This window comes from Hymenobacter sp. HD11105 (genome assembly GCF_054051685.1).
The window spans coordinates 257,429-280,014 of sequence record NZ_JBSWBR010000001.1 but is presented as its reverse complement, the minus strand read 5'-3'; the positions used below and the strand labels follow the sequence as shown (position 1 = coordinate 280,014).

Here is a 22,586-nt window from a genome sequence, read left to right as displayed (position 1 = left end):
TTGCTCCACAGAGGGTTTTTTAATCAATACAGGATACTAAGGACAAGTAACCACACACGGGCGCCGGAGGTTGCAAAACTTCTACCTCTTACTCTCTTTTGCCCCCCAGTGCTGTGGAGGATAATAATGAGATAAGTAAGTCTTAAGAACCCAGCACAAAGTACGGCATTCCGGTAGGCTCTTCAGCAGCTACCAGTTCCTCCGGATATTCCACGCGGCTCAAGAAAAGCCCTTTAGCTACGGCGGCGCCACTCGCCGCAATGCGGCTTTGGGCGGTTAGTATGTGTTTAAACTCTTCTGGCGTCATTTTACCGCGGCCCACACTGAGCAGCGTACCCACCACCAGCCGCACCATGCCCCGCACAAACCGATTAGCCCGAATACGAAACACCAGCCCACCCGGAATAGGGTGCCAACCAGCTTCATAGCACACGCAGATATAGTGGTTTTCGCCGCCCTTTACTTTGGAAAAGCTGGTAAAGTCGCGGGAGCCGAGCAAGTGGGCAGCGGCGGCATTCATTGCCGCCACGTCGGGAGCTCGGTCTAGATATAAGCTTTGATTGACCCCAAAAGGATCCGGAATCAGCCGCACGAAGTACTCGTAGGTGCGCGCTTCGGCATCGAAGCGCGCGTGCGCTTTATCGGGCACGGTGTGCAGACGACGCACAGCAATGTCGGGGGGCAAAGCGCGGTTTAGACGGTATAATATCGTAGCCTCATCGAGACTGGGGGGCAAATCGGCGTCGAAGTGCGCTACTTGGTGGCTGGCGTGCACGCCTGAATCAGTGCGGCCGCTGCCCAGGGTGTACACGGGCTGGCGCAGTACCTGCGAGAGGCAGCGGTCCAGTTCCTGCTGCACCGTGAGCGTGTCGGGCTGCACCTGCCAGCCGTGAAAGCGGGTGCCATCGTAAGCCAGATGAAGAAAATAGCGCATGCTCTCTAAACAAACTTCTCAGCTAGAAGGCCCGGCAAAGGGAAGCCGCCATTCCAGCTATGTACTTATTACCGCCACGCTCACCTGATCATCGCGTAGAGCAAAGCGTCCATGGTCTGTCCGTCTTTGGTGATGCTTTTCCGCAGCCGCGCCTCCAGTTCGTAGCTAGCCTTTTCCAAAACGCGCGCCGAGGCAGCATTAGAAGCAAATACCACCGCGTACAACCGACACAGATCAAAATGAGCAAAGGCGTACTCCGACAATGCTACCACAGCGGCCGTTGTGATGCCGCGGCCCCAAAATCTTTGCCCCACGAAATAGCCTATCTCCGCCGACCGCCGATTGACATCCTGCTTAAACAGCACGCTGATACTACCGGCCACTTCCCCATCCACCTCAATGCATAAATGCACGTCGGTCATACCCTCCGGGCTGAGCACGAAGCGCAGATGGTGTTCGGCATCAGTGAGCCTGTAAGGGTTCGGAAACCGGTCGCGCAAGTTCAGCCAGATGCTTCGGTTGTTGCCTTCGAGGCTTAGAGCCAGCGCATCACTGAGCTGCCAGGGCCGCAGCCGCGCCCCACGCAGGGATAGTTCTAACGTGGGGCGCAGGTGGGCAGCAGACATCAGGCTGGGGGGCAAATTACACCTTCTCGTAAATCACGGCAGCGCCCTGACCTACGCCTACGCACATGGTAGCCAAGCCGTAGCGCACATCCTCGCGGCGCTGCATTTCGTGTAAAAGCGTAGCCGTAATGCGTGAGCCACTAGCCCCGAGCGGATGCCCAATGGCAATAGAGCCGCCGTTTACGTTTACTTTTTCCGGGTCGAGGTCGAGGTCGCGCATGCAGGCAATAGCCTGCGCGGCAAACGCTTCGTTTAACTCAATCAAGTCAATATCATTAATTGTCAGGCCAGCGCGCTGCAGCACTTTCTGGGTAGCGGGCACTGGGCCAAGCCCCATAAAGGCTGGATCGACGCCGGCAACTGCTGCGGCTACTACGCGAGCCAACGGCTTCAGATTGTAGCGCTTCAGTGCTTCTTCACTCACCACGATTACACCCGCCGCACCATCGTTGATACCGGCTGAATTACCGGCCGTTACGGTGCCATCATGGGGCTGGAAGGCAGGCTTAAGCGTACCGAGCTTTTCCAGCGTCGATAAGCGCGGAGGCTCGTCGGTGCCAAACAAGGCCGCGTCGCCCTTCGGATTAGGCACGAATACCGGCACGATTTCGCGGCGGAAGCGGCCTTTCTCGTTGGCACGGTGATACTTGCGCTGCGAATTGAAGGCGAACTCATCCTGCTCTAGGCGGGTGATACTGTACTTGCGAGCCACGTTCTCAGCTGTTTCGCCCATGGCGTACGGGTGGTGCAGCTTCGATAATTTCTGATTCACAAAGCGCCACCCCAAGGTCGTATCGTGGGCGGTCAGCTCCCGGCCAAAAGCCGTTTCCGACTTGGCCATCACAAACGGCGCACGTGTCATGCTTTCAGACCCACCGGCTAAGTACACGTCGCCTTCTCCGCAGCGCACGGCCCGAGAAGCATCAATAATACTCTGCAACCCTGAGGCGCACAGGCGATTCACTGTATTGCCGGGCACTGTGGTAGGCAGGCCCGCCAGCAGGCCCGCCATGCGGGCTACGTTGCGGTTGTCTTCGCCGGCTTGATTAGCGGCGCCGAGAATGATGTCTTCTACGGCTTCCTTATCCAGACTTGGATTGCGACGCATCAGCTCGCGCAGGATGTGCGCGGCCAGATCATCGGGACGGACGCTGCTGAGCGCGCCCCCAAACCGTCCGATAGGTGTGCGGACGGCGTCTACTATATAAGCAGTTAGCATTGGCTTGAAATGCGGTTATTCCGGTCGTTGTTGGCTACTTTTGCCGGCCCGTAGGCTTCGGCAACGCGGCGCAACCCGTCAAACCACAAAGATGATACAAAGAATCCAAAGCGTGTTCCTTCTTTTGCTGGCCCTGGCCATGCTGAGCGTATTAGTACTCCCTATCTGGAGCAAAACCGATCCTTTGAGCGGCCAAGAGTTGGTGCTATCTGCCTATAAGCTAGCCTTTACCAATCCACAGCCCGGCTCCCCGGCCCCCTCTCCCACTTACCCAATTGCTATTCTGGCACTGATCTCAGCGGCAGTAGCCGTATTTGAAATTTTTCAATTTAAGAACCGTTTTCGTCAGCTCAAGTTGGGCTTGCTCAATTTTCTGCTGATCGTGGCTACTATCGGCGCGGGCTTCTACTACTCCGGCGTCGGCGAGCAGCTACTCAATATCAAAGTGCCCGGCGAGTTCGAAGCGGGCTTCTACCTCCCTACCCTAGCCCTGCTCCTCAACGTACTAGCCAACCGCTTTATCCGCCGCGATGAGCAACTAGTCCGCAGCATGGACCGGCTTCGCTAAACCTTGATTCAGCAACTCATAAAAAAGCCCCCAGAACTGGTCTGGGGGCTTTTTTATGGCTTGTTCGTCTATCGGCCGCGGTTGCGCTCTACAAACTCCTGCAATTCACGGGTGCTAGAGCTAAAGCGAAACGTATCGTAAACCCGGTAGAAATTCTGTCGGTCGGCTACGGCCGGGTACGCGTACTTAGCGAGTTCCAGCTTGTCTCTGTCGGCGGTAAACTGGTTGAGTAGCAACCGCAGATCGTCGGCGCGGATGCCGGTTTCGCTTAGCGCTTCCCGAGCTATCAGCAACTTATCGCTGTCGAAGGGGCGTGCCGCCAGAGCTTGGGCCAAGGCATCGACATCGCGGGGCGACATCAGCTGGTAGGGGCTTGGGTAGCCAGTGCCCGGACCGGGAGGATACGTCGCGTACGGATCAGTGGGGGGAGCGCTGGGCTCGCGGTAGGTGTCGTCATAAATCACGTCATCGGGATAACCACGACGGCCCGGACCACGCCCAAGGCCCAAAGGCACAGCAGCAACTTTGCGCAGCGCCGGCGCGAAGCCACTACGGGCAATGAGCACATAACTGGTTTCCAGGCCCGGATCCAGAAAAACCCGGGTGCGGTAGTGGACGGCCCGGCCGTAAGGCGTCGGAATCCGAAACTCGGCCCAGTGAAAGCCGGGCGCGAGCCGGTCGATAGAAACTTGGCGAACTCCTCCACGCGTGAGCGGCTGCCCATCAAAGACGAGGTGAAATGGCACACCCCGTTCAGAAACAAAGTTGACAATGACCGGCCCAGCGAGCAACTTGGTCGATAGCAGCAGCAATAAGCTGAGGCTAAGTAATAAGGCCTTTTTCATGGTGTGCAGAGTAGGCGAGCAGTAGGGGTACTTTCGTGTGACTAGTTAAAGCCAAGTATTATGCCATTTTGAATATAGTAAATCCTATTCAGCTTCTGCTTGAGCTAGCAATTTAATTAACAGCACGTTAGCTACAAAAACATTCGCCTTGCATGATTTCGCCTTTTCTATTCAAATTTCTTGGTAGAAAAGATATACAACACAAAAAAGCCCCCTGTATAATCACAGGGGGCTTTTTTCTTGCAAAATGCGTCTCAGCTCCGCTTACTCGTCAATGCGGGTCACTTTGAACTCGGTGCGACGATTGCGCTGGTGCTCCTCTTCCGTTTTCGCGTTGCGCACTACTGGTTGCGTCTCACCGTAGCCTTTGGCAGTAATACGCTCTTTAGCAATGCCTTTCGAGATGATATAATCGACGGCCGACTGAGCGCGTCGTTGCGAGAGGCTGGCGTTGTAGGCGTCTTTACCGCGCGAGTCGGTGTGGGAGCTCAACTCAATGGTGATCTTGGGGTTATCGTTCAGCGTCTCTACCAGCTTGTCTAGCTCAATAGCGGCGTCGGGCCGAATATCGGCTTTGTTGTAATCGTAGAAGATGTTCTCAACCACAATAGCCACATTCTTCACGATTCTATTGAGCGTGAGCGTAACAGGCAGACGAATATCGGTTACCGCCTCCGTCAGTTGAGCCTGAGGAGGCATCTTACCTATGGTAGTGAGCGAGTTGCGAACCGTGAAGTAGCCCGGTCGATCTGCGACCAGAGCGTAGGTAGAAGCCGAATCCAGCTTGAAGCTGAATTTGCCTTCGGGGTCAGTGGTGACTTCGAGGAGTTTGCGGTTTCCGTTGGCGAAGAGCTCCACATTCTCGCTGGCAACAGGCTTAGTAGTGCCTGTTTTAGCGTCGCGCTCTACCAAGGTGCCATCCACGAAGAAGTTGACCAGCTTAGTGGTGTTGCGGCGGAAACGGTACAGGTCGTCGCTGCCTTTGCCCCCGGCCCGATTAGATGAAAACACGCCCACGTTCTGGCCCGTGAAGTAGGGGGCAAAATCATCGCCGCCGCTGTTGAAGGGCGCGCCTAGGTTACGCACTTTGCCTTTGTCTACCATAAAGACGTCGAGCTTACCTAAGCCCGGATGCCCATCGGAAGAGAAATATAAAGTACCGTCGGGCGCAATGGCTGGAAAGCTTTCGTTGCCCGGCGTGTTGATTTCGGGGCCCAGGTTTTCGGCGGGCTCAAAGCGGCCGTTGGCGCCCATGGTGGCCTTATATAAGTCGGTGCCACCTTCGCCGCCCTTGCGGCCGGAGGCGAAGTAGAGCGTCGTCCCGTCGGGAGAAAACACGGGCGAGAAGTCGTCGGTGGTGCGGTCGTTGACGTTGATCAACGCGGGCTCGGTCCAGGCGCCGTTGCGGTAGTACGAAGCCCAGAGGTCCACGCTTAGGTAGCCTTTTTTCTTACCGCTGTTGGAGCGGGCAAACACCACCATTTTGCCGTCGGGCGTATAGGTAGCGCTGGCTTCGTGCATGTCGGCAGTATTGAAAATAGGCTCCAGCTTGCGAACGGTGCCGCCCGTCATTTTATCCGCGTCCTCAAAGCGAATAGCATACAAGTCATTGAACCCCTCACCATTGCCGGGGTACTTCTTGCCCTCCCGACCCGAAGCAAACACGATTTCCTTTGTGTCCGGAATCATGGTGGTGCTAAAGTCCGCCGACTCAGAGTTGACTTGGTCAAGCGGCTGTATTTCATCGAGCGTTTTCTGGGCAACCAGCTCTTTGCTCAACCGAATATTTTTGGCTTCTATCTCGGCCCGGGCCGCGAGGGCGCGGTTAGTGCCCAGCTTTACGTAGTCGTCAAATTGCGCGGCGGCCTCGTCGTACTTGCCATTAGCTTTCAGGGCTAACCCATAATAGAAACCGGCATCGGCATTCTTGAGCCCCGCTCCTACGGCCATTTTATAAAATGGCTCAGCCTGTTCGATACGGTTCGAAAGGCGGTACGACTCTCCAACCCGAAAATTGCTCTGGGGGGCATTTTTGCCGCGCTCGGCCTGGGCTTTATACAGCGGAATGGCGGCCTCGTATTCACCACGGGCAAAACGCTTATCGGCTTTCGTTCCCGATTCGGAGGTAGCGCAGCCACTAAGGCCCAACGCGGCCACTGATCCGGCGGCAGCCCATGCTATTATAGAATTCTTCATAGAAGGAAGGCAGTAGTAAGGTAGAGGCGCGTTGGCGTAGAGGGTAATGCTGTTATGCCTAGCAATAATACTAAGTTTCGGCAGGATAGGAGGCGTAAGTTTAACGCTGAACTTGGGTTTGAAAGTATTTGGCTAGCCAGGTCTGGGCGGCGGGAGCAGGCCAAGCTACCGAAAGCTTGCCATGCTGCGCGATGGTATTATCGAAATAGGGCGTTTCGGGCTGGAGCTGGCCGGTGGCTACAGCTTGGCGCAAGTCGCGGCGGTCGAGTAGTTGCACTTTGCCATCTACCAAGAAAGCCAGCTGAGACTTTTCCAGCAGGCGCAGGCCCAACTGCTGCTCTAGGCTCTGCACAAAGCGTACGGAGGCGTCAATGGAGCAGCCACTGGCGCCGGCAACGGCCTCATCCAGCCCCAACACAAGAAACTGCCCGTGTTGGAACGCCGCCGACGCACACAGCGTGCGACCGTGGCTGGTCCACTCCGCGGCAAACTGAGCCAATGCGGGTTCCACAGCCGCTAGCTCTGCTTCCGTTAGGGGTCGGTCGGCCTGATATATCCACACGCGGGCGCTGGGGGGCAATTCATTGAAATGAACAAACATAGTAGCAGCGGATTGGGGCTCAGAAACTCACTCGGTATACTTACAAAGAAACAGCCTCACCGGGAAGTTCCGACAAGGCTGTTTTCACGTTGCTAAAAAGACGGTGGCTGATGCTACGCGTTTAGGCCTTCAGCGGTAGCAATAAGCTCAGCCAAATCAAACACTTGCACGTTGGACTCGCGCTCTTTATTTTTCACGCCGTCGTTCATCATGGTCATACAGAAGGGGCACGATACGGCAATAATTGCCCCCTGCGCATTGGCGCGCGGACTAGGCGTGGCGCCGGCGTTGCCGTCTTCCACGCCGCGCGTCTGGGCTAAGGCGGGTGCGTTGCCATCGAGCGTGAAAAGGGCTTCCTCGGTGCGCTCGATGTTTACTTCCTTGTTGCCCGGCTCAGCCTCTTTCCACATCTGGGCACCGCCCGCACCGCAGCAAAGGCCATTAGCACGGCTTCGCTTCATTTCTACCAAGTCGGCATCAAGGGTGGCCAGCACGTCGCGGGGCGCTTCGTAGATGTTGTTGGAGCGGCCCAGGTAGCAGGAATCGTGGAAGGTGATGCGGCGGCCCTTGAACTCGCCGCCGCCCGCTACGCCTACCTTGCCCTCGTTGATGAGCTGCTGGAGGAAGGTGCTGTGGTGAATAACCTCATAATTGCCCCCCAGTGCTGGATATTCGTTCTTAATCGTGTTAAAGCAGTGCGGACAGGCCGTCACAATTTTCTTGATCTGGTAGCCATCCAGAGTGGTGATGTTCTGCATGGCCTGCATTTGAAATAAGAACTCGTTGCCAGCCCGCTTGGCTGGGTCACCAGTGCAGGTTTCTTCCATGCCCAGCACTGCGTACTTGATGCCTACGTGCTCTAGGATGCGCACAAAGGCGCGGGTCACCCGCTTATAACGGTCGTCGAAAGCGCCCGCGCAACCCACCCAAAATAGGATTTCGGGCTGCTCGCCCCGAGCGGCCAGATCGGCCATAACAGGAACGGTAACTTGACGCTTGGCGGTTGGGGTGGTTTGCTCAGTCATTTACTTGGTTTTTGATATCGTATGTCGAGCAACAGTGGAGCCGAAGCATCTTGCCTGCTGACGTTTGGTTTGTAGTTCACAAAGCATGTACAATGCTTTGTCATTTTGCTCGCTGTGACTTATGCCGTTACGGGCTCTTTTTCGGCCACGTACAGATCGTCAGCCCAGTTGAAGCGGTCGGAGGGCGAGAAAGCCCACGGCGCGCCGTTGTTTTCGATGTTAGAGAACATCGTATTTAATGATGCCGGAGCCGCCGACTCTTCCAGTACCAGGAAGCGGCGCATCTCGATGATAGATTCCAGCGGATTGATGTTCACCGGGCACGACTCAACGCAGGCGTTGCAGGTAGTGCAAGCCCATAGCTCCTCGGGGGTTACCCGGCCGCGAAGCAGCGTGTTTTGCTCTACATCAATTTTTACTCGCTCAGTACCCTTGCTTTCGTCGCCGTAGATGTTGGGCTGAAAAATTAGCGGGGAGTTATACTTCTCCTCCATCCGGTCGCGGGTGTCCATGATGATCTTACGCGGCGAGAGCAGCTTGCCCGTAATATTGGCGGGGCAGGAAGCAGTGCAGCGGCCGCACTCGGTGCAGGAATAAGCGTTGAGCAAGTTGGTCCAAGCGAGGTCTTCCACGTCTTTCGCGCCAAATGAAGTGGGCGCTAACGCGGAGCCGTCGGGGCCTACTGGGGGCGCAGGCACCTCGTAACTGGGGTCCATCATGGCTTTTACCTCGTGGGTAATGCTGTCTACGTTCGAGAACTGCCCCTGCGGTACTAATCGTGAGTACCATACATTCGGGAACGCCATGATAATGTGGAAGTGCTTGCTGCTGGGCAGGTAATTGAGGAAAATCAGAATCCCTACGATGTGTGCCCACCAGCCGGCTCGCTCCAGAAAATGCAGGAAGTTCAAATCGCTCGGGAACAGCCCCAGCAGCATCGAGCTAATGGGAAAGGTGCCCGGCATCTCCAAGTTTTGCAGACGATGCCATTTCAAATCGGCCGTGTTCATGACAAACAGTGCCACCATCAGCACCAATTCGATGTACAGAATCATATCAGCGTCGATGCGGGGCCAGGCGCGCATTTCGGGGCCAGAGAAGCGGCGAACCTTCTTCACGTTGCGCCGCCACCAGAAAGCAATAACAGCCAAAATCACCAATGCGCCCAAAATCTCGTTGGTCGCCATCAGTACATCGTACCCCGGACCCAGAAATTGCAAAACGCGGTGCGTACCAAATACCCCGTCGATTACAATCTCTATCACTTCAATATTGATGACCAAAAACCCCACATACACCACCAAGTGTAGCAATGCTGGGGTAATGCGCTTAAACATCTTCTGCTGTCCAAAGGCCACCAGCAATGTTTTTTGCGCCCGCTCGCCGATATTGCCCGACATATCCCGGTCGCGGCCTACGAGAATGTTAGCACGAATCTTACTTGCTTGCCAGGCAAACAAGCCAAAGCCAGCAATGGCTATCAGCAGGAAAATGATGTTTTCGATAGTCACGGGAAAGGGGTAGGATGGGTGGTTGGACCGAAAATTACTCGTTATGCCTAACAAATTTAAGCGTTTGAGCGAAAACTTTTTTTGAGGTAAGTGTTGCGGCTTACTTTTGGTTTGCTACTTTTGCCACTCCTAAGCCGAAAAGGCCGCGGGAAGTTGGTAACGTAGCTCAGTCGGTAGAGCACAGCACTGAAAATGCTGGTGTCGTTGGTTCGATTCCAACCGTTACCACCAGAAACCCTCTTCACAATCTGTGGAGAGGGTTTTTTCATTTTTAAGGTATGGTGCTGGGTACGCGCAAGATTCATGGTAGCTTGTCATACCTCAATAGCCAAGCAAAGTTGCTTTCAGCCGCTGGTTAGTGACTATTTTTCAATTGCAGCCTCAATTCTAAAATAAAGTGGCTCACACTTTCATCAAGCAGAGGGACCTCAGCAACAATGGTAAGAGGGCTAACGGTGGGTTTTGATGGATGCTTATTTTCCTTATAACAATCACCCTCGAGGGACAGTTTAGTTGCCTTCGGCAATAAGCTCGTGGTTGATCATAGCACCAGCCATAGATCCCATGGCAATTGCTGAGGCCACCGAGCGCAGCATAGTGCTGTTGTCGCCGGCGGCGTACACACCGGGCACACTCGTGTGACGGAACTCATCGGTTTGAATCAATCCTGTTTCTGTGAGTTTACAATCCAGAGCTGGGGACAGTGGAAAATGCTGCTCAAACGGCACCCGAGCGTAGAGCGCTGGCAGTGGCTGGCGACTCCCATCGGTAAAGAGCACATGTTCTAGCACTCCGTCGGTGTGAACAAGCTGCTGAATTGGCCGACTTTCTACCTTGATATCCAGCATCTCAATCTGCTGCCCATGCTCGGGTTCGTAAGTGGGCGTACCATTCGTGAAAATGGTTAGCTCCTTGGTCCAGTTGCGGATGAGTTTGCCAAAATCCAGAGCTGTGGGCCCATTGACTAGGATACCCGTGGGTTGGGCGCGGTACTCATAACCGTGGCAGTAGGGGCAATGAATAACAGAAATGCCCCAACAGGCCGCAAATCCCTCGATGGGCGGCAGCAGGTCACGCACGCCGGCAGCGAGTAGTATCTTTTTGGCTCGTATGACCTGACCTGAGGCTGTTTCAACAACAAAGTCGTTGCTTTTGCCGGTGATGGTCGTCACCGTATCTGACTCAAAGCGGACGGTAGGATAAGCCAAAACTTGCTCCTTAGCCAAGGAGCGAATATGACCAGGCGCCGACCCATCGTGAGTGATGAGGTTGTGGGCGTGCGGAGTCTGCCAATTGCAGGGCTGTCCACTGTCGATAACGACCACTTGGCGAATGGCTCGTCCCAGCGACATGGCCGCCGACAGCCCCGCGTAGCTTCCGCCTACGATGACTACATCTACTGTTGCTTGCATATCAAGTAAATAAAAAAGCACAAAGTGGTTCCTATCCGCTGAGGGAGTATGAGGGCCGGCGCTTTGTCGATTATTCTCGACAATAGAATGCCTTATACAGGCTGCTCGGCCGGCACCCGAGTATCAAGGCCAATAGCTTGGCTAAAAGAGCGCCATGCCAACTTCTTGATTTCCTGCCGCGCTACCGCTCCTGTTGCCTCAGCCTCAATAGTAGTTTGCACCACCCCCGAGAACAGGAGCAGCATCCATGGCACTGTCAGTTCCGAGGTAAAAGCCCCCTGTTGGTGTAAGATTCGTAGCACGTGGTGTAGAGGCTGAAAAGGCTCAGCCTCAGCTGAGGGCGCAGTGGGCTGCGGCGGGGGCGTCAGATGAAGCTTGTGCAGGAAGGCGTACTTGGTACCGCAGTCGATACCGGCGTAGAGAAGGCGCTCAAGCTGCTGACGCGGTTCGGATGAGCTAGCGTAGGCAGTGCTAGTAGCATGCTGGCAGCTACGCCGCATATCCTGCAAGCAGGAGTCGAAAAGATCCTGCCGGTCGCGAAAGTAGCGGTGCAATGTGCGCCGAGTGACCCCAGCCTGCACCGCTATCTTATCGATTGAAGCAGACAGGTCATCATTTAGCACCAGAATAGCCGCTTCGAGTATCTTTTGCCGCGTGTCTAGCATGCAATCATATTATGGGAAGAGAAGTGGAGTTTAGAATTGTGTATTGAAGACCTAGTGCTAGATCCATTACTATCACAAATCTACGTAAAATGTCACGCATTTGAGACATAATATTAAATTTATGAAGAGGTAATCTCTCGTTGCTCGCTATTAGCAGTGTGAGCTACTATATTTCATTCTTATTCTAGATGAGGGTTACATTGGTCAAGGGAAACTGCTTTCTACTCCTGTTCCGGCCAAAAATCTTACGCCCCAACTGAGCTTCTGAGTACTTAACTGCACCACCTCTCCCACCTGTACTACTCCCTATGGACGCACTCGACGCCACCACCGAACGTATTCCGACCACTATTTACCCCGACTCGGAACAAGCATCCGTGGCCGTGGCCCGCGACATTGCTGATTTAATCCGAGAACGGGCCGCCAACGGTCGCACGTGCGTGCTAGGATTAGCGACGGGCTCCACACCTACCCGCCTGTATGAGGAGCTTGTGCGTCTACATCAGCAGGAAGGCCTGAGCTTTCAAAACGTCGTTACTTTCAACCTCGACGAGTACTTTCCCATGTCGCCGGACTCTTTGCAGAGCTACGTGCGCTTTATGCATGAGTACTTATTTGACCACGTAGATATTCCAGCGGCCAATGTGCACATTCCAGATGGCACCGTGCCAGCGGGAGAAGTAGGCGAGTTTTGCCGGCGCTATGAAGAGCAGATTCGAGAGGCCGGCGGCATCGATTTGCAGATTCTAGGTATTGGGCGCACAGGTCATATCGGCTTCAACGAGCCAGGTTCGGGGCCAGCCTCGCGCACCCGTCTTATTACTCTTGACCATATTACCCGCACCGATGCGGCCAGTGATTTCTACGGAGAGGAAAACGTGCCGCGTCGCGCTATTACAATGGGTGTGGGCACTATTCTGGAGGCCCACGAAGTAGTACTGCTGGCTTGGGGCGAAGGCAAAGCGGCCGTAGTAAAGCGCATGGTGGAGGGCACCATGACCGATACGGTACCGGCTACCTACCTGCAAAAGCACCCTAACGTCCGCGTTATTTTAGATGAGGCGGCGGGCGCCGAACTCACCGCCCGTAAAACGCCCTGGCTCGCTGGCTTGCCCTGCGACTGGCAGAACGCTGCCTTTGTGCGGAAAGCGGTTACCTGGCTGGCCCGACAACTTCAGAAGCCTATTCTTAAGCTCACGGATGGTGACTATAACGAGAACGGCCTTTCGGGGCTATTGGCCGAATCAGGGCAAGCCTATAGCGTTAATATTAAGGTGTTTAATGAGCTACAACATACCATTACGGGTTGGCCGGGGGGCAAACCCAACGCCGACGACTCGCACCGGCCCGAGCGGGCCGAGCCGTTTCCGAAGCGGGTCCTCATTTTTAGCCCCCACCCCGACGATGACGTAATTTCAATGGGCGGCACCTTGTTACGCCTCGTAGATCAGGGCCACGAAGTGCACGTGGCGTATCAGACCTCGGGCAACATTGCCGTGTTTGATGAGGAAGCTATTCGCTTTGCTGAGTTTGTGGCCGATTATGACGAAGCCTTCCGCTTAGATGAGCAGCCAGCCGAGTCCTTGTACCGGCGCGTGGTGGAGTCCCTGCAAAACAAAGCTCCTGGCCAAGTCGACTCGCCTGAGGTGCAGCAGATCAAGGGCTTAATTCGGCGGGGCGAGGCCAAGTCGGCGTGCCGCTACGCTGGGGTGCCCGACGAGAATGCCCACTTCATGGATTTGCCTTTCTACGAAACAGGTCGGGTGCGCAAAAAACCGTTGGGAGAAGAAGACATTCAGCTCACCATCGAACTGCTCAACAGAATTAAGCCCCAGCAGATTTACGCCGCCGGCGACTTGTCGGACCCGCACGGCACGCACCGGGTTTGCTTGTCGGCTATTTTTCAGGCTGTGCAACGCCTCAAAGCGGAAGGCGCCGAGTGGCTGCAAGACTGCTGGGTGTGGCTTTACCGCGGTGCGTGGCAGGAGTGGGATGTCGACCAGATCGAGATGGCTGTGCCCATCAGCCCTGAGGAGCTAACGCGCAAGCGGCGGGCTATTTTCAAGCACCAATCGCAGAAGGATAGGCCGCTCTTTCCCGGCGCCGACCAGCGCGAGTTCTGGCAGCGGGCCGAGGAGCGGAACCGCACGACCGCCCAGATCTACGACCGCCTCGGCCTACCCGAGTACGAGGCTATTGAGGCTTTCGTGCGCTGGCATTATTAAACTATAGGGCTTATCGAGCGATTAAACTTGCTGCTCCAATGCTCTCTGTAGTTAGTTGAGGGTATTGGAGTCAGTGATTAAATTTGAAAAAAGCCTCCCAGGCCTACGTAAATCTAGGCCTGGGAGGCTTTTTTATCTTATTCTAGTTCTAGAGCTATAAATCAAGGGCAACTTTGCTTCTGAGCGGCACTGGCAAAACCATAGCCAAGGCGTACCGCTTGCTTGAAGGCCGCACAAGCTTCGGCCTGCTGACCCTGGCGCTGCGCCACCCGCCCGAGCAGGTAGTACACTTGTCCGTTTGTGGAGTCAGCTGCGGCTACGAGTTGGTAATCGGCTTGGGCGCGGCTGAACTCACCGAGACGGTAAAAGGCCAAGCCTCGCAACGTAAGCGCATACAGCGTAGGCGCTCGGCCAGCTACGGTACGCTGCCGCAAGCCCGTGCTTAAGTCGCGGGCGGCGGCTCCAAACTCCCGCTTACTAAACAACCTGATTTCGCCCCGAAGCAGCCACGCTCCCGCCCGCGTCGAGTCCAGCTGAACAGCCTGCGACAGTAGGCTTTCGGCGGAGGCTGGCTGCTGACGGCGCGCTTCGTAGCGGCCCAAGCGGTGCAGAATAAAAGACCGATCGGCCCGTCGGGTCGTTTTAAGTAGCGCCGCGCGGTAGTCGTCTACGGCGGCTCCGGGCTGATGGTAAATCAACTCTGTGATTTCGGCCCGGCGGCGAAGCGCTTCCGCGTAATCAGGCTTAAAGTGCAGCGCTTCGGAAAAAAAGCTGTGCGCCGTGCTCCATTCGCCGTCGGCGTAAGCCCGTAGCCCATCGTCGTAGTTACTTACGGCCGTTACGTGGTCCATCGTCACCTTTACGGAGATGATGAAGAGCACGAATAGCCCCAGAAACCCGGCCGTTAGCAGATAGTCACGGCGCGTGAACTTGCGCCGCTTCGGGATAGTGCGATAGTGGCGCTCAGCAGCGCCGGCAGGGGGGCGCGTACGTATGGGGGCAGGCGGGGGCGGCATGGGCGACTTGTACACATGCTGGGCCTGCTGCCGGTAAGCTTGCTGCTGGCGCTGCAGCTCATTGATATGAGCCGCACGGCGCAATTGGTGGTCGTAGGCGGCGCGGCGGCCCACGTCGGACAGTACCCGGTACGCGGCGTTTACGGCTTTAAACTGCTCCTCAAATTTGGCACTACCGCCGTGCTTGTCGGGGTGAAATTGAACGGCCAGACGCTTGTAGGCCGCTTTTATGTCGCGGGCCGAGGCCGTGGTTCCAACACCTAAAACTTGATAATGATTCTGACTCAAAACACGGCAGTATAGGGTAAAAGTAATTCATTTTTCAGACACAAACCCGCCTTTTTCGTATGTGCAAGGGGCCTGGAAAAAGCAAGGATATTACGTGCTTTTCTGGTCTTCTATCTACTAACAACTTTTCTTTCCATTCCTATCCTCTGCCGTATGGCTTTCGACGACGACACCAAAACGCCCCCCAATGACAGCCTGATAGGCAACCTAAAAGGCTACCTCGACACGCGCATTGATCTGGTGCGACTAGAAGCGCAGGAAAAAGCAAAAGCCGCCTTTGTAGCCACTGCCCATGGTGTTACGATGGGCATTATCGGGCTGTTCTTCTTTATTTTCCTCAATGTCTTTCTAGGTTTGCTTCTCAATGATGTACTCGATAGCCCATATTGGGGCTTCGGGATAATAGCAGGATTTTACTTAGTGCTGCTGGTCATCTTTGTGGTAGGCGTCGATAAAAAGCTATTTCAGGGCCTGGCTGATAAAACATTGGACAACACGATTTACAAATCAGATAAGCGCATTTAACTCATGGCAGAGCTACACAACCCGTTATTCGAGGATGAAAAGGAATTTCTGGAGCGCCAGAAGCTCGAATACGAGCGTGCCCTGCTGGGCGACGTAGACCAGATCAAGGAAAAAACCCAGGAAATTGGCAAATACGCCGCCATTGGAGCGGGCGTATTGGGGGGCATTTGGTTAATTGCAAAAGCGCTGGGCGGCAGAAAAGACTCGGATGATGACGATGATGAGGAAGGCTACGAGGAGTTTGAGGATGACCGCTTAGCGCGTCGCGCGCAAAAGAAGCGCGAGAAGCAGGAGCGTAAGAAAAATAAGAACAGCCACCGCGCGGCCTATGTGCACAATCCCGCGGTGCACAATGCAAGCGAGCAGCACGCTGGCGTCGGCGACGATTATGGGTTTGGCGGTGGCCAGCAGTTTGAACGGGGACAGCAGTATCAGGCAACGGGCCGCGCTGACATAGGGCCCGACGTGTACCACGCGTCGGCCGAAACAGACCCTTTTCCTCCCCTGCCCTACGACGATGCCCGCCGTTTGCCGGTATCGGCCTTCAATAATGCTTACCAAGCGCCAAACGGTCAGCCTAGTATGGTAGCGTCGGTGCTTCAGAACTTCCTGCAGTCAGACACGGGCAAAATGCTGCTGGCACAAGTAACGGCAGTGTTGATGGCCTATGTCGCCAAAAAGGTGGGTGAATACTTGCCATCAGACAAAAATTCCGACCTTGCAGACATTCCGACGATCACGCACATGGAGCCGGAAACCAAAGACATCGACTTTACCTACCACCACGACGACGCGGATGCGCCACAGCAGTCTTTATGAAACGCTTAGTAACCGCCGCCAGCGCGGCCAGAAATCTCTGGCTGTGCTTCTCGACCCCGACCAACTGGACGAGGCCGGGTGTCGGCATTTGCTAGCGCTGAGCGAGACTCATCCTATCGATTACTTTTTTGTGGGCGGCAGCCTGGTGATGAATGCTCACCAGGCGTCGCTCATTTTTTTTATCAAAAGCCAGAGCACGGTGCCTGTGCTACTTTTCCCCAGCCACAGTCTGCACCTGGATACCCAAGCCGACGGCATCTTGCTTCTGTCGTTGATTTCGGGCCGCAACCCCGATTTTCTCATTGGGCAGCACGTAGTAGCCGCGCCTTTGCTGCGGGCTAGCAAGCTTGAGATTCTGCCTACTGGCTACATGCTAGTAGATACCGGCCGCCAAACAACGGCTAGCTACATGAGTGGTACCACGCCTCTCCCCCACGATAAACCTAGTATTGCAGCTTGTACAGCTATGGCCGGCGAGCAGCTAGGCTTGCGCCTCATGTACCTCGATGGCGGTAGTGGAGCCATGTATCCCATCACGCCAGCCATGATTCGGGCCGTACGTGAGGCCGTGGACGTGCCTTTGATTGTGGGCGGTGGCATCAACACCGTAGACAAAGCCCAGGCTGCTCTACAAGCCGGAGCCGATGTTATAGTCATTGGCAATCAGATAGAGAAAGCGCCGGATTTCTTGACCGAAATGTCAAGGACAGTACACGCGTTCAATTCTGTGCTAGACACTGTATGATAAGGTTCAATCGTGTTAAAATACAACAGCTTTGAAGTTCTCAATAAGAAAAAGCCCCCCAGAACTAATCTGGGGGGCTTTTTCTTATTGAGAACAGCTAACTCGAAATCTACGCTTAGATGTTCATGGCAGACTCGCGGCGGCGCATTTTACCGGCCGGGATTCCAAACATCATCTTGAAGCGGCGGCAGAAGTAAGCGGTGTCTTTGTAACCCACCTCTTTGCCGATGTCACGGATGCTCTTCTTAGTAGTACGCAGCAAGAACACGGCGCGCTCCATACGCTGATATTCGATGTAGTCCTGAGGGTTGATACCCGTCAGCATTTTGAAGTACTGACCTACATAGTCCTCCGATACGTTGGCCACGCTCGACAGAACCTTGTTGGACAGGTCGCCACCAATGTTCTCTTTGATGTAGTTGAATAGATCGATGAGGCGTGGATCCTTGAAGTACGTGCTGTTGGTTGCCAACTGCTCCACGAACATCTTGTTCTTGAGAATGTAGCGCACAATCTCCACCACAATGTTCTCGGTGTAGATCGTAATCAGGCGCTCACGGCCGGGCAGCTCCTGAAGACTTTCCTCTACTACCTTGATAACAAGGTTGGCTAGCTTAGAATTGTTGGTAATCAGGAAGGCGGGGACGTCCAGCGAAGCAAAGAAATTCACTGAGTCGAACACCTTTGCCTCGAAGCTCACATGGCTGTGGCTTTCCTCGGCATCACCGATTAAATCGAGGTCAGAGTTGGAATGAAAAAACTTGTCTTTATTACTGATCAGGTCGTCATTAGTAATCAGCTTACCGCCTGCACCGCCGTAGCTCACTTTCGTGGCCCGACCACCGGGGATAAACAGCATTTCACCTTCTTCCACTGTTTGCTCTTCGTCGCCGAAGGAAATGCGGCCTTTGTGCAACAGAATCAGGTTATTGCCGACATCGTAGTAATTGCGCACCGTAAAAGGCTGCTGCAACACCAGATTTTTCGCCTTGATGTACCGAACACCAAGGGATTCGATGACTTTATTGTAATCTTCCATATTCGGAGATGCTTTGGGTAGGAATATCTAGGGGGCCGTAATGTTGTCTTAAACTAGACAATGCAAAACAACATATAAAAATTCACAATAACGAAAAACCCAGTCATTTTCTGACTGGGTTTAGTGCAAATAATCTGAATTTTAGGCTATGATCTTATTATTTTAGTAATTCCCGAGAGATTACAATTTTCTGAATCTCCGAAGTTCCCTCGTAAATCTGCGTGATTTTGGCGTCGCGCATGAAGCGTTCAACGTGGAATTCTTTTACAAAACCGTAGCCTCCATGCACTTGCACAGCTTCCACAGTAGTATCCATGGCTACCTTGGAAGCAAACAGCTTCGCCATCGCTCCCGACTTGGCGTAGTCGACGTGGTTGTCCTTGTCTTGGGCAGCTTGCAGGCATAGCAAACGAGCTGCGTCGATGTTCGTAGCCATATCAGCCAGCTTGAACTGGATAGCCTGATGCTTGGAGATTTCTACGCCGAAAGCCTTGCGCTCTTTGGAGTATTTTAAGGCTAGCTCGAAAGCACCGGAGGCAATACCCAAAGCTTGGGCAGCAATACCGATTCGACCGCCGGCTAGCACTTGCATAGCGAACTTGAAGCCAAAGCCATCCTCGCCGATGCGGTTCTCTTTAGGCACCTTCACGTCCGTAAACATGAGCGAATGCGTGTCGGAGCCGCGAATGCCAAGCTTATTCTCCTTCAAGCCAATAACAAAGCCCGGCGCGTCTTTCTCCACGATGAGAGCATTGATGCCGCGGTGCTTCAACTCTGGATTGGTTTGAGCGATAACCAGATAGACTGAGGCAGTAGAGCCATTCGTAATCCAGTTTTTAGTGCCGTTAAGCAGATAATGGTCGCCCATATCTTCGGCAGTGGTACGCTGCATGGTAGCGTCGGAGCCAGCTTCGGGCTCAGATAGGCAGAAAGCACCAATGATTTCGCCGCTGGTCAGGCGAGGCAGGTATTTTTGCTTCTGCTCTTCGGTGCCGTACTTCTCTATTCCCCAGCACACCAGCGAGTTATTCACCGACATGATAACGGAGCAGGAAGCATCGACCTTGGAGATTTCCTCCATGGCCAGTACGTACGATACGGTATCCATACCGCCGCCACCGTACTCGGGGCTAACCATCATACCCATAAAGCCCAGCTCGCCCATCTTCTTGATTTGCTCGGCGGGAAATTTCTGGTGTTCGTCGCGCTCAATAACGCCAGCCCATAGTTCAGACTGAGCAAAATCGCGGGCAGCCGCTTGTACGGCTAGTTGTTCTTCGGTGAACTGAAAATCCATTCGTAAAAAGCTTGGGTGGGAAACAAGGGTGGAAAATGCCCCCCAGAAGGCGGGCCGTAAGCGAGATCAAATTTAACCGCAGATTCTAGGATTATACAGGCGGCAGATATTTCTTTTAAAGCTTGTAAGCAGGCCGATTTGTTTGACAGGTCAGCAAATATGTCCCACGATCCGCTTTAGTAAAGGCTAGGGGGCATTTCTGCCTTCTTATTTACGAGGCTCTTGTGAACTCAATTCATGAAAAAAAGCTCCGGTATTTACGCCGGAGCTTTTTCAAAAACGGTACAATCAACAGGCAAAGCGTTGTGGCTTCGCTTATTAGCCACGATTACGACCACCCATAAAGATGCTCACGTAGTACAGCAGGGTAGCCAAGGAGCTAAGCGCAGCCACTACGTAAGTCATGGCAGCCCACCATAAGGCGTCTTTGGCCATAGCGTGCTCCGTAGTAGTTACAATGCCCCGACGATCGATCCAGGCTAGTGCCCGCTTCGAAGCGTCGAACTCAACGGGTAAGGTAACAAAGGAGAACAGGGTAGTGAGGGAGAACAGAGCAATACCTACGCCCAGTGGAATTATGGACGTATTAATCATAAGCACGCCAGCAATCAGAATAAAAGGCATAAATTTCGATACGGCGCTGAGAGCAGGAACCATAGCCGAACGGAACTGCAGCATGCTGTAAGCTGTAGCATGTTGCACAGCGTGGCCACACTCATGGGCAGCGACTGCAGCAGCGGCAGCTGAGCGCTCGGCATACACAGCCTCGCTCAGGTTGACGGTTTTATCAGCAGGATTGTAGTGGTCAGTAAGGCGGCCTTCAGTAGAGATGACGCGCACATCCGTAATGCCGTGGTCGGCAAGCATAAGTTCGGCTATCTGCTTGCCCGACAAGCCGGACTGCAGGCCGATCTTAGCGTACTCGGAAAACTTGCTGCGCAAGCGCCACTGAATCAGCCCGCTTACGATCATTGCCAGAATGAGGAAGAAAAACATGGGCTCGAAAGTAAAGTGAAGTTTAAGAAGGAAGCTGCCGGATGCGCTCCACAATACGCGTGGTACTGTAGCCGGCTACAAGTGGTACGGTAAGCACCTGCCCACCGTTTTCTAACACCAACTCGTGGCCTACAATTCCACTGATTGCATAGTCGTCGCCCTTCACCAAAATGTCGGGCTTAATCAGCTCAATCAGGGCCAGCGGTGTGGGCTCATCAAACAGAACTACAGCATCTACAAACAAAAGGGACGCCAGGATGCGCGCACGTGACATTTCGTCCTGTAAAGGCCGTCCAGGCTTCAGGCAACTGACAGAAGCATCTGTATTGAGGCCTACTACCATTGCTCCACCCAGGTGGCGGGCTTTCTCCAGGTAATCGACGTGCCCAAGATGAAGCAAATCGAAGCAGCCATTGGTGAAAACTATAGGACGCTTTTCAGTGCGCCATTGGTCCATCAGCGGCTCTAGGGCCCCTCGGTCTACTATCTTATTCTTGCTCCACATCTGCAGGTGTTGCTACGGCTAACGACGCTGCCGAACTGCGGCGCGCCATCCGGCCCGTTTTTACCATACTCAAGACAAAGCTGATTCCACCCATCAGCACGACCAGTAAGGTCTGAGAGCCATGCACTACCAGGGCGTAAGCAATACCGGCTTCTTTTGAAACGCCATACACGAGCAAGGTGGCTTGCACCAACACGTGGAATACCCCAATGCCCCCCGATACGGGCGCAGCCATACCAAATGCGCCAAACGTGAGTACTGCCAGCGCAGCCGTCATACTTAGGTCATACGTTTCGGGAAAAGCGAAGAAGGCGAGGTAATCCATCAAATAGTAAACCAGCCAGGTAAAGCCAGTGTGCAGCAAAAACACCCCCTTATTCTTTAGCTTCAATACGCTAAATACACCCGATAATAAGCCGCGCGCTAAGGTTACGATACGGTTGAAAAATGCATTCTGACGCAGCTTCTCTATATTTTTGAATAAAGCGTACCCCGCTATCAATATTAGCAGTAATGCGATAGCGACAATAGCCAGCAGCGTGGTCCGGTGTTCGGCGAAAGAATGATAATTGTCCGTGAGCAAGCCCATAACAAACGACCAGAACTTATCGAACTCTAGGAGTAAAGTAGCGCCCAGCAAGCCCAGCAGGACCAATACGTCGATTACCCGCTCCGCAATGACGGTGCCCAGCGCCACTTGCACCGGCACGCCACTGTTGCGCCGCAGCACCGAGCAGCGAATAACCTCGCCCATGCGCGGCAGCACTAAGTTGGCCAAGTAGCCGACCATCATGGCGTGGTAGACGTCCCAATAGGAAGCTTTGTAGCCGGTCGGATCTAACTGCATCTTCCACCGGTATGCTCTGCTCAAGTAGCCCAGCACCGACAGAACCATCGTAACCAGCAGCCAGAAGTAATTGGCGCTCCGCACGTATTCGCCAATGCGGCTCAGATCTTGGCCCCGCACGGCGTACCACATTAGCAACCCGGATAAGGACAGCAGCAGCGCGTACTTGAGAATGGTAAGCAGTTGTTTCATGCTGATTGCATTGTTAAATGGCTAAAGTGTTAAATGACTGGCCGATCAATCGAACATGATATCAACCAATCATTTAACGCTTTAGCCATTTAGCTATTTAACTTATACCAACCGATTATGCTGGTCAGGGAAAACGAGCGTGGGCTTGTGAGCGCGAGCCTCGGCAAAGTCGATAAGCGCATACGAGAACACAATAACAATGTCGCCAACGGCCACGCGGCGGGCGGCGGGCCCATTCAGGCACACCATACCTGAGCCCCGCTCCCCACGAATGGTATAGGTTTCGAACCGCTCCCCATTGTTCACATTTACTACGGTCACTTTCTCGTTTTCTACCATATTGGCCGCGTCGAGCAGGTCCTCGTCGATGGTGATGCTGCCTACGTAATGCAGTTCGGCCTGCGTGACTTTAGCGCGGTGAATTTTAGATTTTAGAACCTCGATGTGCATGAGCGAAAAAGCGGGTGAAATAAGGGCGGCAAAGATACGG

22 protein-coding genes and 1 tRNA gene are annotated in these 22,586 nt (G+C 54.1%); 6 read left to right on the top strand and 17 right to left on the bottom strand.

The annotated features are described in order from the left end of the window. Positions 1 to 142: 142 nt before the first annotated feature. From truA to ACW9KT_RS01275, 3 genes are all read right to left on the bottom strand, one after another. Positions 143 to 934: a tRNA pseudouridine(38-40) synthase TruA gene (truA, locus tag ACW9KT_RS01285; protein WP_457077557.1), complete on the bottom strand. Its 792-nt coding sequence runs from the start codon at positions 932 to 934 to the stop codon at positions 143 to 145. Between the two features lie 80 nt (positions 935 to 1,014). Further along, on the bottom strand, positions 1,015 to 1,560 hold the full coding sequence (locus ACW9KT_RS01280; RefSeq protein ID WP_457077556.1) for a GNAT family N-acetyltransferase: 546 nt from the start codon (positions 1,558 to 1,560) through the stop codon (positions 1,015 to 1,017). A 16-nt stretch (positions 1,561 to 1,576) separates the two neighbouring features. After that, positions 1,577 to 2,779, bottom strand: a complete 1,203-nt coding sequence (locus tag ACW9KT_RS01275) for a thiolase family protein (protein WP_457077555.1) — start codon at positions 2,777 to 2,779, stop codon at positions 1,577 to 1,579. Between the two features lie 91 nt (positions 2,780 to 2,870). Between ACW9KT_RS01275 and ACW9KT_RS01270 the strand changes: the two genes are divergently transcribed. Further along, positions 2,871 to 3,347 carry a DUF4293 domain-containing protein gene (locus ACW9KT_RS01270; protein ID WP_457077554.1) on the top strand — a complete coding sequence of 159 codons (477 nt, stop codon included), beginning with the start codon at positions 2,871 to 2,873 and terminating at the stop codon, positions 3,345 to 3,347. Between the two features lie 68 nt (positions 3,348 to 3,415). Here the strand turns inward: ACW9KT_RS01270 and ACW9KT_RS01265 are convergent, their stop codons facing one another. The 5 genes from ACW9KT_RS01265 to ACW9KT_RS01245 all read right to left on the bottom strand — a co-directional run bounded on the left by ACW9KT_RS01265 (position 3,416) and on the right by ACW9KT_RS01245 (position 9,525). After that, positions 3,416 to 4,192 carry a DUF4476 domain-containing protein gene (locus ACW9KT_RS01265; RefSeq protein ID WP_457077553.1) on the bottom strand — a complete coding sequence of 259 codons (777 nt, stop codon included), beginning with the start codon at positions 4,190 to 4,192 and terminating at the stop codon, positions 3,416 to 3,418. Between the two features lie 264 nt (positions 4,193 to 4,456). Then, complete coding sequence (locus ACW9KT_RS01260; protein ID WP_457077552.1) at positions 4,457 to 6,388, bottom strand: OmpA family protein; 1,932 nt, start codon at positions 6,386 to 6,388, stop codon at positions 4,457 to 4,459. A 100-nt stretch (positions 6,389 to 6,488) separates the two neighbouring features. Then, positions 6,489 to 6,989: a hypothetical protein gene (locus tag ACW9KT_RS01255; RefSeq protein WP_457077551.1), complete on the bottom strand. Its 501-nt coding sequence runs from the start codon at positions 6,987 to 6,989 to the stop codon at positions 6,489 to 6,491. 113 nt (positions 6,990 to 7,102) lie between these two features. After that, on the bottom strand, positions 7,103 to 7,963 hold the full coding sequence (locus tag ACW9KT_RS01250) for a (Fe-S)-binding protein (RefSeq protein ID WP_457078559.1): 861 nt from the start codon (positions 7,961 to 7,963) through the stop codon (positions 7,103 to 7,105). A gap of 170 nt (positions 7,964 to 8,133) precedes the next feature. After that, positions 8,134 to 9,525 (bottom strand): 4Fe-4S dicluster domain-containing protein, encoded by a 1,392-nt coding sequence (locus ACW9KT_RS01245; RefSeq protein ID WP_457077550.1) that lies wholly within the window; start codon positions 9,523 to 9,525, stop codon positions 8,134 to 8,136. Between the two features lie 155 nt (positions 9,526 to 9,680). Between ACW9KT_RS01245 and ACW9KT_RS01240 the strand changes: the two genes are divergently transcribed. Beyond that, a tRNA-Phe gene (locus ACW9KT_RS01240) sits at positions 9,681 to 9,756 on the top strand. A 278-nt stretch (positions 9,757 to 10,034) separates the two neighbouring features. Here the strand turns inward: ACW9KT_RS01240 and ACW9KT_RS01235 are convergent. Together ACW9KT_RS01235 and ACW9KT_RS01230 are read right to left on the bottom strand one after the other, a co-directional pair. Further along, a complete protein-coding gene (locus ACW9KT_RS01235; protein WP_457077549.1) occupies positions 10,035 to 10,937 on the bottom strand; it encodes an NAD(P)/FAD-dependent oxidoreductase in 903 nt (300 codons plus the stop codon). Between the two features lie 92 nt (positions 10,938 to 11,029). Beyond that, a complete protein-coding gene (locus ACW9KT_RS01230) occupies positions 11,030 to 11,602 on the bottom strand; it encodes a TetR/AcrR family transcriptional regulator (RefSeq protein WP_457077548.1) in 573 nt (190 codons plus the stop codon). A 308-nt stretch (positions 11,603 to 11,910) separates the two neighbouring features. On the opposite strand from ACW9KT_RS01230, the gene nagB reads away from it, so the two are divergent. Further along, on the top strand, positions 11,911 to 13,827 hold the full coding sequence (gene nagB / locus ACW9KT_RS01225; protein WP_457077547.1) for a glucosamine-6-phosphate deaminase: 1,917 nt from the start codon (positions 11,911 to 11,913) through the stop codon (positions 13,825 to 13,827). A gap of 161 nt (positions 13,828 to 13,988) precedes the next feature. Here nagB and ACW9KT_RS01220 read toward each other — a convergent pair whose 3' ends face one another. Beyond that, positions 13,989 to 15,131: a DnaJ domain-containing protein gene (locus ACW9KT_RS01220; RefSeq protein ID WP_457077546.1), complete on the bottom strand. Its 1,143-nt coding sequence runs from the start codon at positions 15,129 to 15,131 to the stop codon at positions 13,989 to 13,991. Between the two features lie 153 nt (positions 15,132 to 15,284). Here ACW9KT_RS01220 and ACW9KT_RS01215 point away from each other — a divergent pair, with 153 nt between their 5' ends. From ACW9KT_RS01215 to ACW9KT_RS01205, 3 genes are read left to right on the top strand one after another with little or no spacing between them, the layout of a single operon-like run. After that, positions 15,285 to 15,656 (top strand): phage holin family protein, encoded by a 372-nt coding sequence (locus ACW9KT_RS01215; protein ID WP_457077545.1) that lies wholly within the window; start codon positions 15,285 to 15,287, stop codon positions 15,654 to 15,656. A 3-nt stretch (positions 15,657 to 15,659) separates the two neighbouring features. After that, positions 15,660 to 16,475, top strand: a complete 816-nt coding sequence (locus tag ACW9KT_RS01210) for a hypothetical protein (RefSeq protein WP_457077544.1) — start codon at positions 15,660 to 15,662, stop codon at positions 16,473 to 16,475. Then, entirely contained in the window at positions 16,453 to 17,220 is a 768-nt protein-coding gene (locus ACW9KT_RS01205) for a geranylgeranylglyceryl/heptaprenylglyceryl phosphate synthase (RefSeq protein ID WP_457077543.1), read from the top strand. The genes ACW9KT_RS01210 and ACW9KT_RS01205 overlap by 23 nt, the downstream gene beginning before the upstream one ends. A gap of 115 nt (positions 17,221 to 17,335) precedes the next feature. Here the strand turns inward: ACW9KT_RS01205 and ACW9KT_RS01200 are convergent, their stop codons facing one another. From ACW9KT_RS01200 to panD, 6 genes are all read right to left on the bottom strand, one after another. Continuing rightward, on the bottom strand, positions 17,336 to 18,259 hold the full coding sequence (locus ACW9KT_RS01200) for a helix-turn-helix domain-containing protein (protein ID WP_457077542.1): 924 nt from the start codon (positions 18,257 to 18,259) through the stop codon (positions 17,336 to 17,338). Between the two features lie 157 nt (positions 18,260 to 18,416). After that, complete coding sequence (locus tag ACW9KT_RS01195; RefSeq protein WP_457077541.1) at positions 18,417 to 19,556, bottom strand: acyl-CoA dehydrogenase; 1,140 nt, start codon at positions 19,554 to 19,556, stop codon at positions 18,417 to 18,419. A gap of 318 nt (positions 19,557 to 19,874) precedes the next feature. Further along, positions 19,875 to 20,552: a zinc metallopeptidase gene (locus ACW9KT_RS01190; RefSeq protein ID WP_457077540.1), complete on the bottom strand. Its 678-nt coding sequence runs from the start codon at positions 20,550 to 20,552 to the stop codon at positions 19,875 to 19,877. A 22-nt stretch (positions 20,553 to 20,574) separates the two neighbouring features. Then, positions 20,575 to 21,057, bottom strand: a complete 483-nt coding sequence (gene rfaE2, locus ACW9KT_RS01185; RefSeq protein ID WP_457077539.1) for a D-glycero-beta-D-manno-heptose 1-phosphate adenylyltransferase — start codon at positions 21,055 to 21,057, stop codon at positions 20,575 to 20,577. Then, the gene (locus tag ACW9KT_RS01180) at positions 21,041 to 22,096 is read right to left on the bottom strand and encodes a lysylphosphatidylglycerol synthase transmembrane domain-containing protein (protein ID WP_457077538.1); all 1,056 of its coding nucleotides are present in this window, start codon (positions 22,094 to 22,096) and stop codon (positions 21,041 to 21,043) included. Before ACW9KT_RS01180 ends, rfaE2 begins: the two co-directional genes overlap by 17 nt. 102 nt (positions 22,097 to 22,198) lie before the next feature. Further along, the gene (panD, locus tag ACW9KT_RS01175; protein WP_457077537.1) at positions 22,199 to 22,546 is read right to left on the bottom strand and encodes an aspartate 1-decarboxylase; all 348 of its coding nucleotides are present in this window, start codon (positions 22,544 to 22,546) and stop codon (positions 22,199 to 22,201) included. Between the last annotated feature and the right edge of the window lie 40 nt (positions 22,547 to 22,586).

Coding starts and splice junctions, on each gene's coding strand:
- ACW9KT_RS01270 (WP_457077554.1), top strand. CDS start 2,871: ATGATACAAAGAATCCAAAGCGTGTTCCTTCTTTTGCTGGCCCTGGCC.
- ACW9KT_RS01275 (WP_457077555.1), bottom strand. CDS start 2,779: ATGCTAACTGCTTATATAGTAGACGCCGTCCGCACACCTATCGGACGG.
- ACW9KT_RS01195 (WP_457077541.1), bottom strand. CDS start 19,556: ATGGATTTTCAGTTCACCGAAGAACAACTAGCCGTACAAGCGGCTGCC.
- ACW9KT_RS01200 (WP_457077542.1), bottom strand. CDS start 18,259: ATGGAAGATTACAATAAAGTCATCGAATCCCTTGGTGTTCGGTACATC.
- ACW9KT_RS01235 (WP_457077549.1), bottom strand. CDS start 10,937: ATGCAAGCAACAGTAGATGTAGTCATCGTAGGCGGAAGCTACGCGGGG.
- ACW9KT_RS01250 (WP_457078559.1), bottom strand. CDS start 7,963: ATGGCCGATCTGGCCGCTCGGGGCGAGCAGCCCGAAATCCTATTTTGG.
- ACW9KT_RS01215 (WP_457077545.1), top strand. CDS start 15,285: ATGGCTTTCGACGACGACACCAAAACGCCCCCCAATGACAGCCTGATA.
- panD (WP_457077537.1), bottom strand. CDS start 22,546: ATGCACATCGAGGTTCTAAAATCTAAAATTCACCGCGCTAAAGTCACG.
- ACW9KT_RS01280 (WP_457077556.1), bottom strand. CDS start 1,560: ATGTCTGCTGCCCACCTGCGCCCCACGTTAGAACTATCCCTGCGTGGG.
- ACW9KT_RS01210 (WP_457077544.1), top strand. CDS start 15,660: ATGGCAGAGCTACACAACCCGTTATTCGAGGATGAAAAGGAATTTCTG.
- ACW9KT_RS01255 (WP_457077551.1), bottom strand. CDS start 6,989: ATGTTTGTTCATTTCAATGAATTGCCCCCCAGCGCCCGCGTGTGGATA.
- ACW9KT_RS01190 (WP_457077540.1), bottom strand. CDS start 20,552: ATGTTTTTCTTCCTCATTCTGGCAATGATCGTAAGCGGGCTGATTCAG.
- rfaE2 (WP_457077539.1), bottom strand. CDS start 21,057: ATGTGGAGCAAGAATAAGATAGTAGACCGAGGGGCCCTAGAGCCGCTG.
- ACW9KT_RS01205 (WP_457077543.1), top strand. CDS start 16,453: ATGCGCCACAGCAGTCTTTATGAAACGCTTAGTAACCGCCGCCAGCGC.
- ACW9KT_RS01230 (WP_457077548.1), bottom strand. CDS start 11,602: ATGCTAGACACGCGGCAAAAGATACTCGAAGCGGCTATTCTGGTGCTA.
- ACW9KT_RS01260 (WP_457077552.1), bottom strand. CDS start 6,388: ATGAAGAATTCTATAATAGCATGGGCTGCCGCCGGATCAGTGGCCGCG.
- truA (WP_457077557.1), bottom strand. CDS start 934: ATGCGCTATTTTCTTCATCTGGCTTACGATGGCACCCGCTTTCACGGC.
- ACW9KT_RS01180 (WP_457077538.1), bottom strand. CDS start 22,096: ATGAAACAACTGCTTACCATTCTCAAGTACGCGCTGCTGCTGTCCTTA.
- nagB (WP_457077547.1), top strand. CDS start 11,911: ATGGACGCACTCGACGCCACCACCGAACGTATTCCGACCACTATTTAC.
- ACW9KT_RS01265 (WP_457077553.1), bottom strand. CDS start 4,192: ATGAAAAAGGCCTTATTACTTAGCCTCAGCTTATTGCTGCTGCTATCG.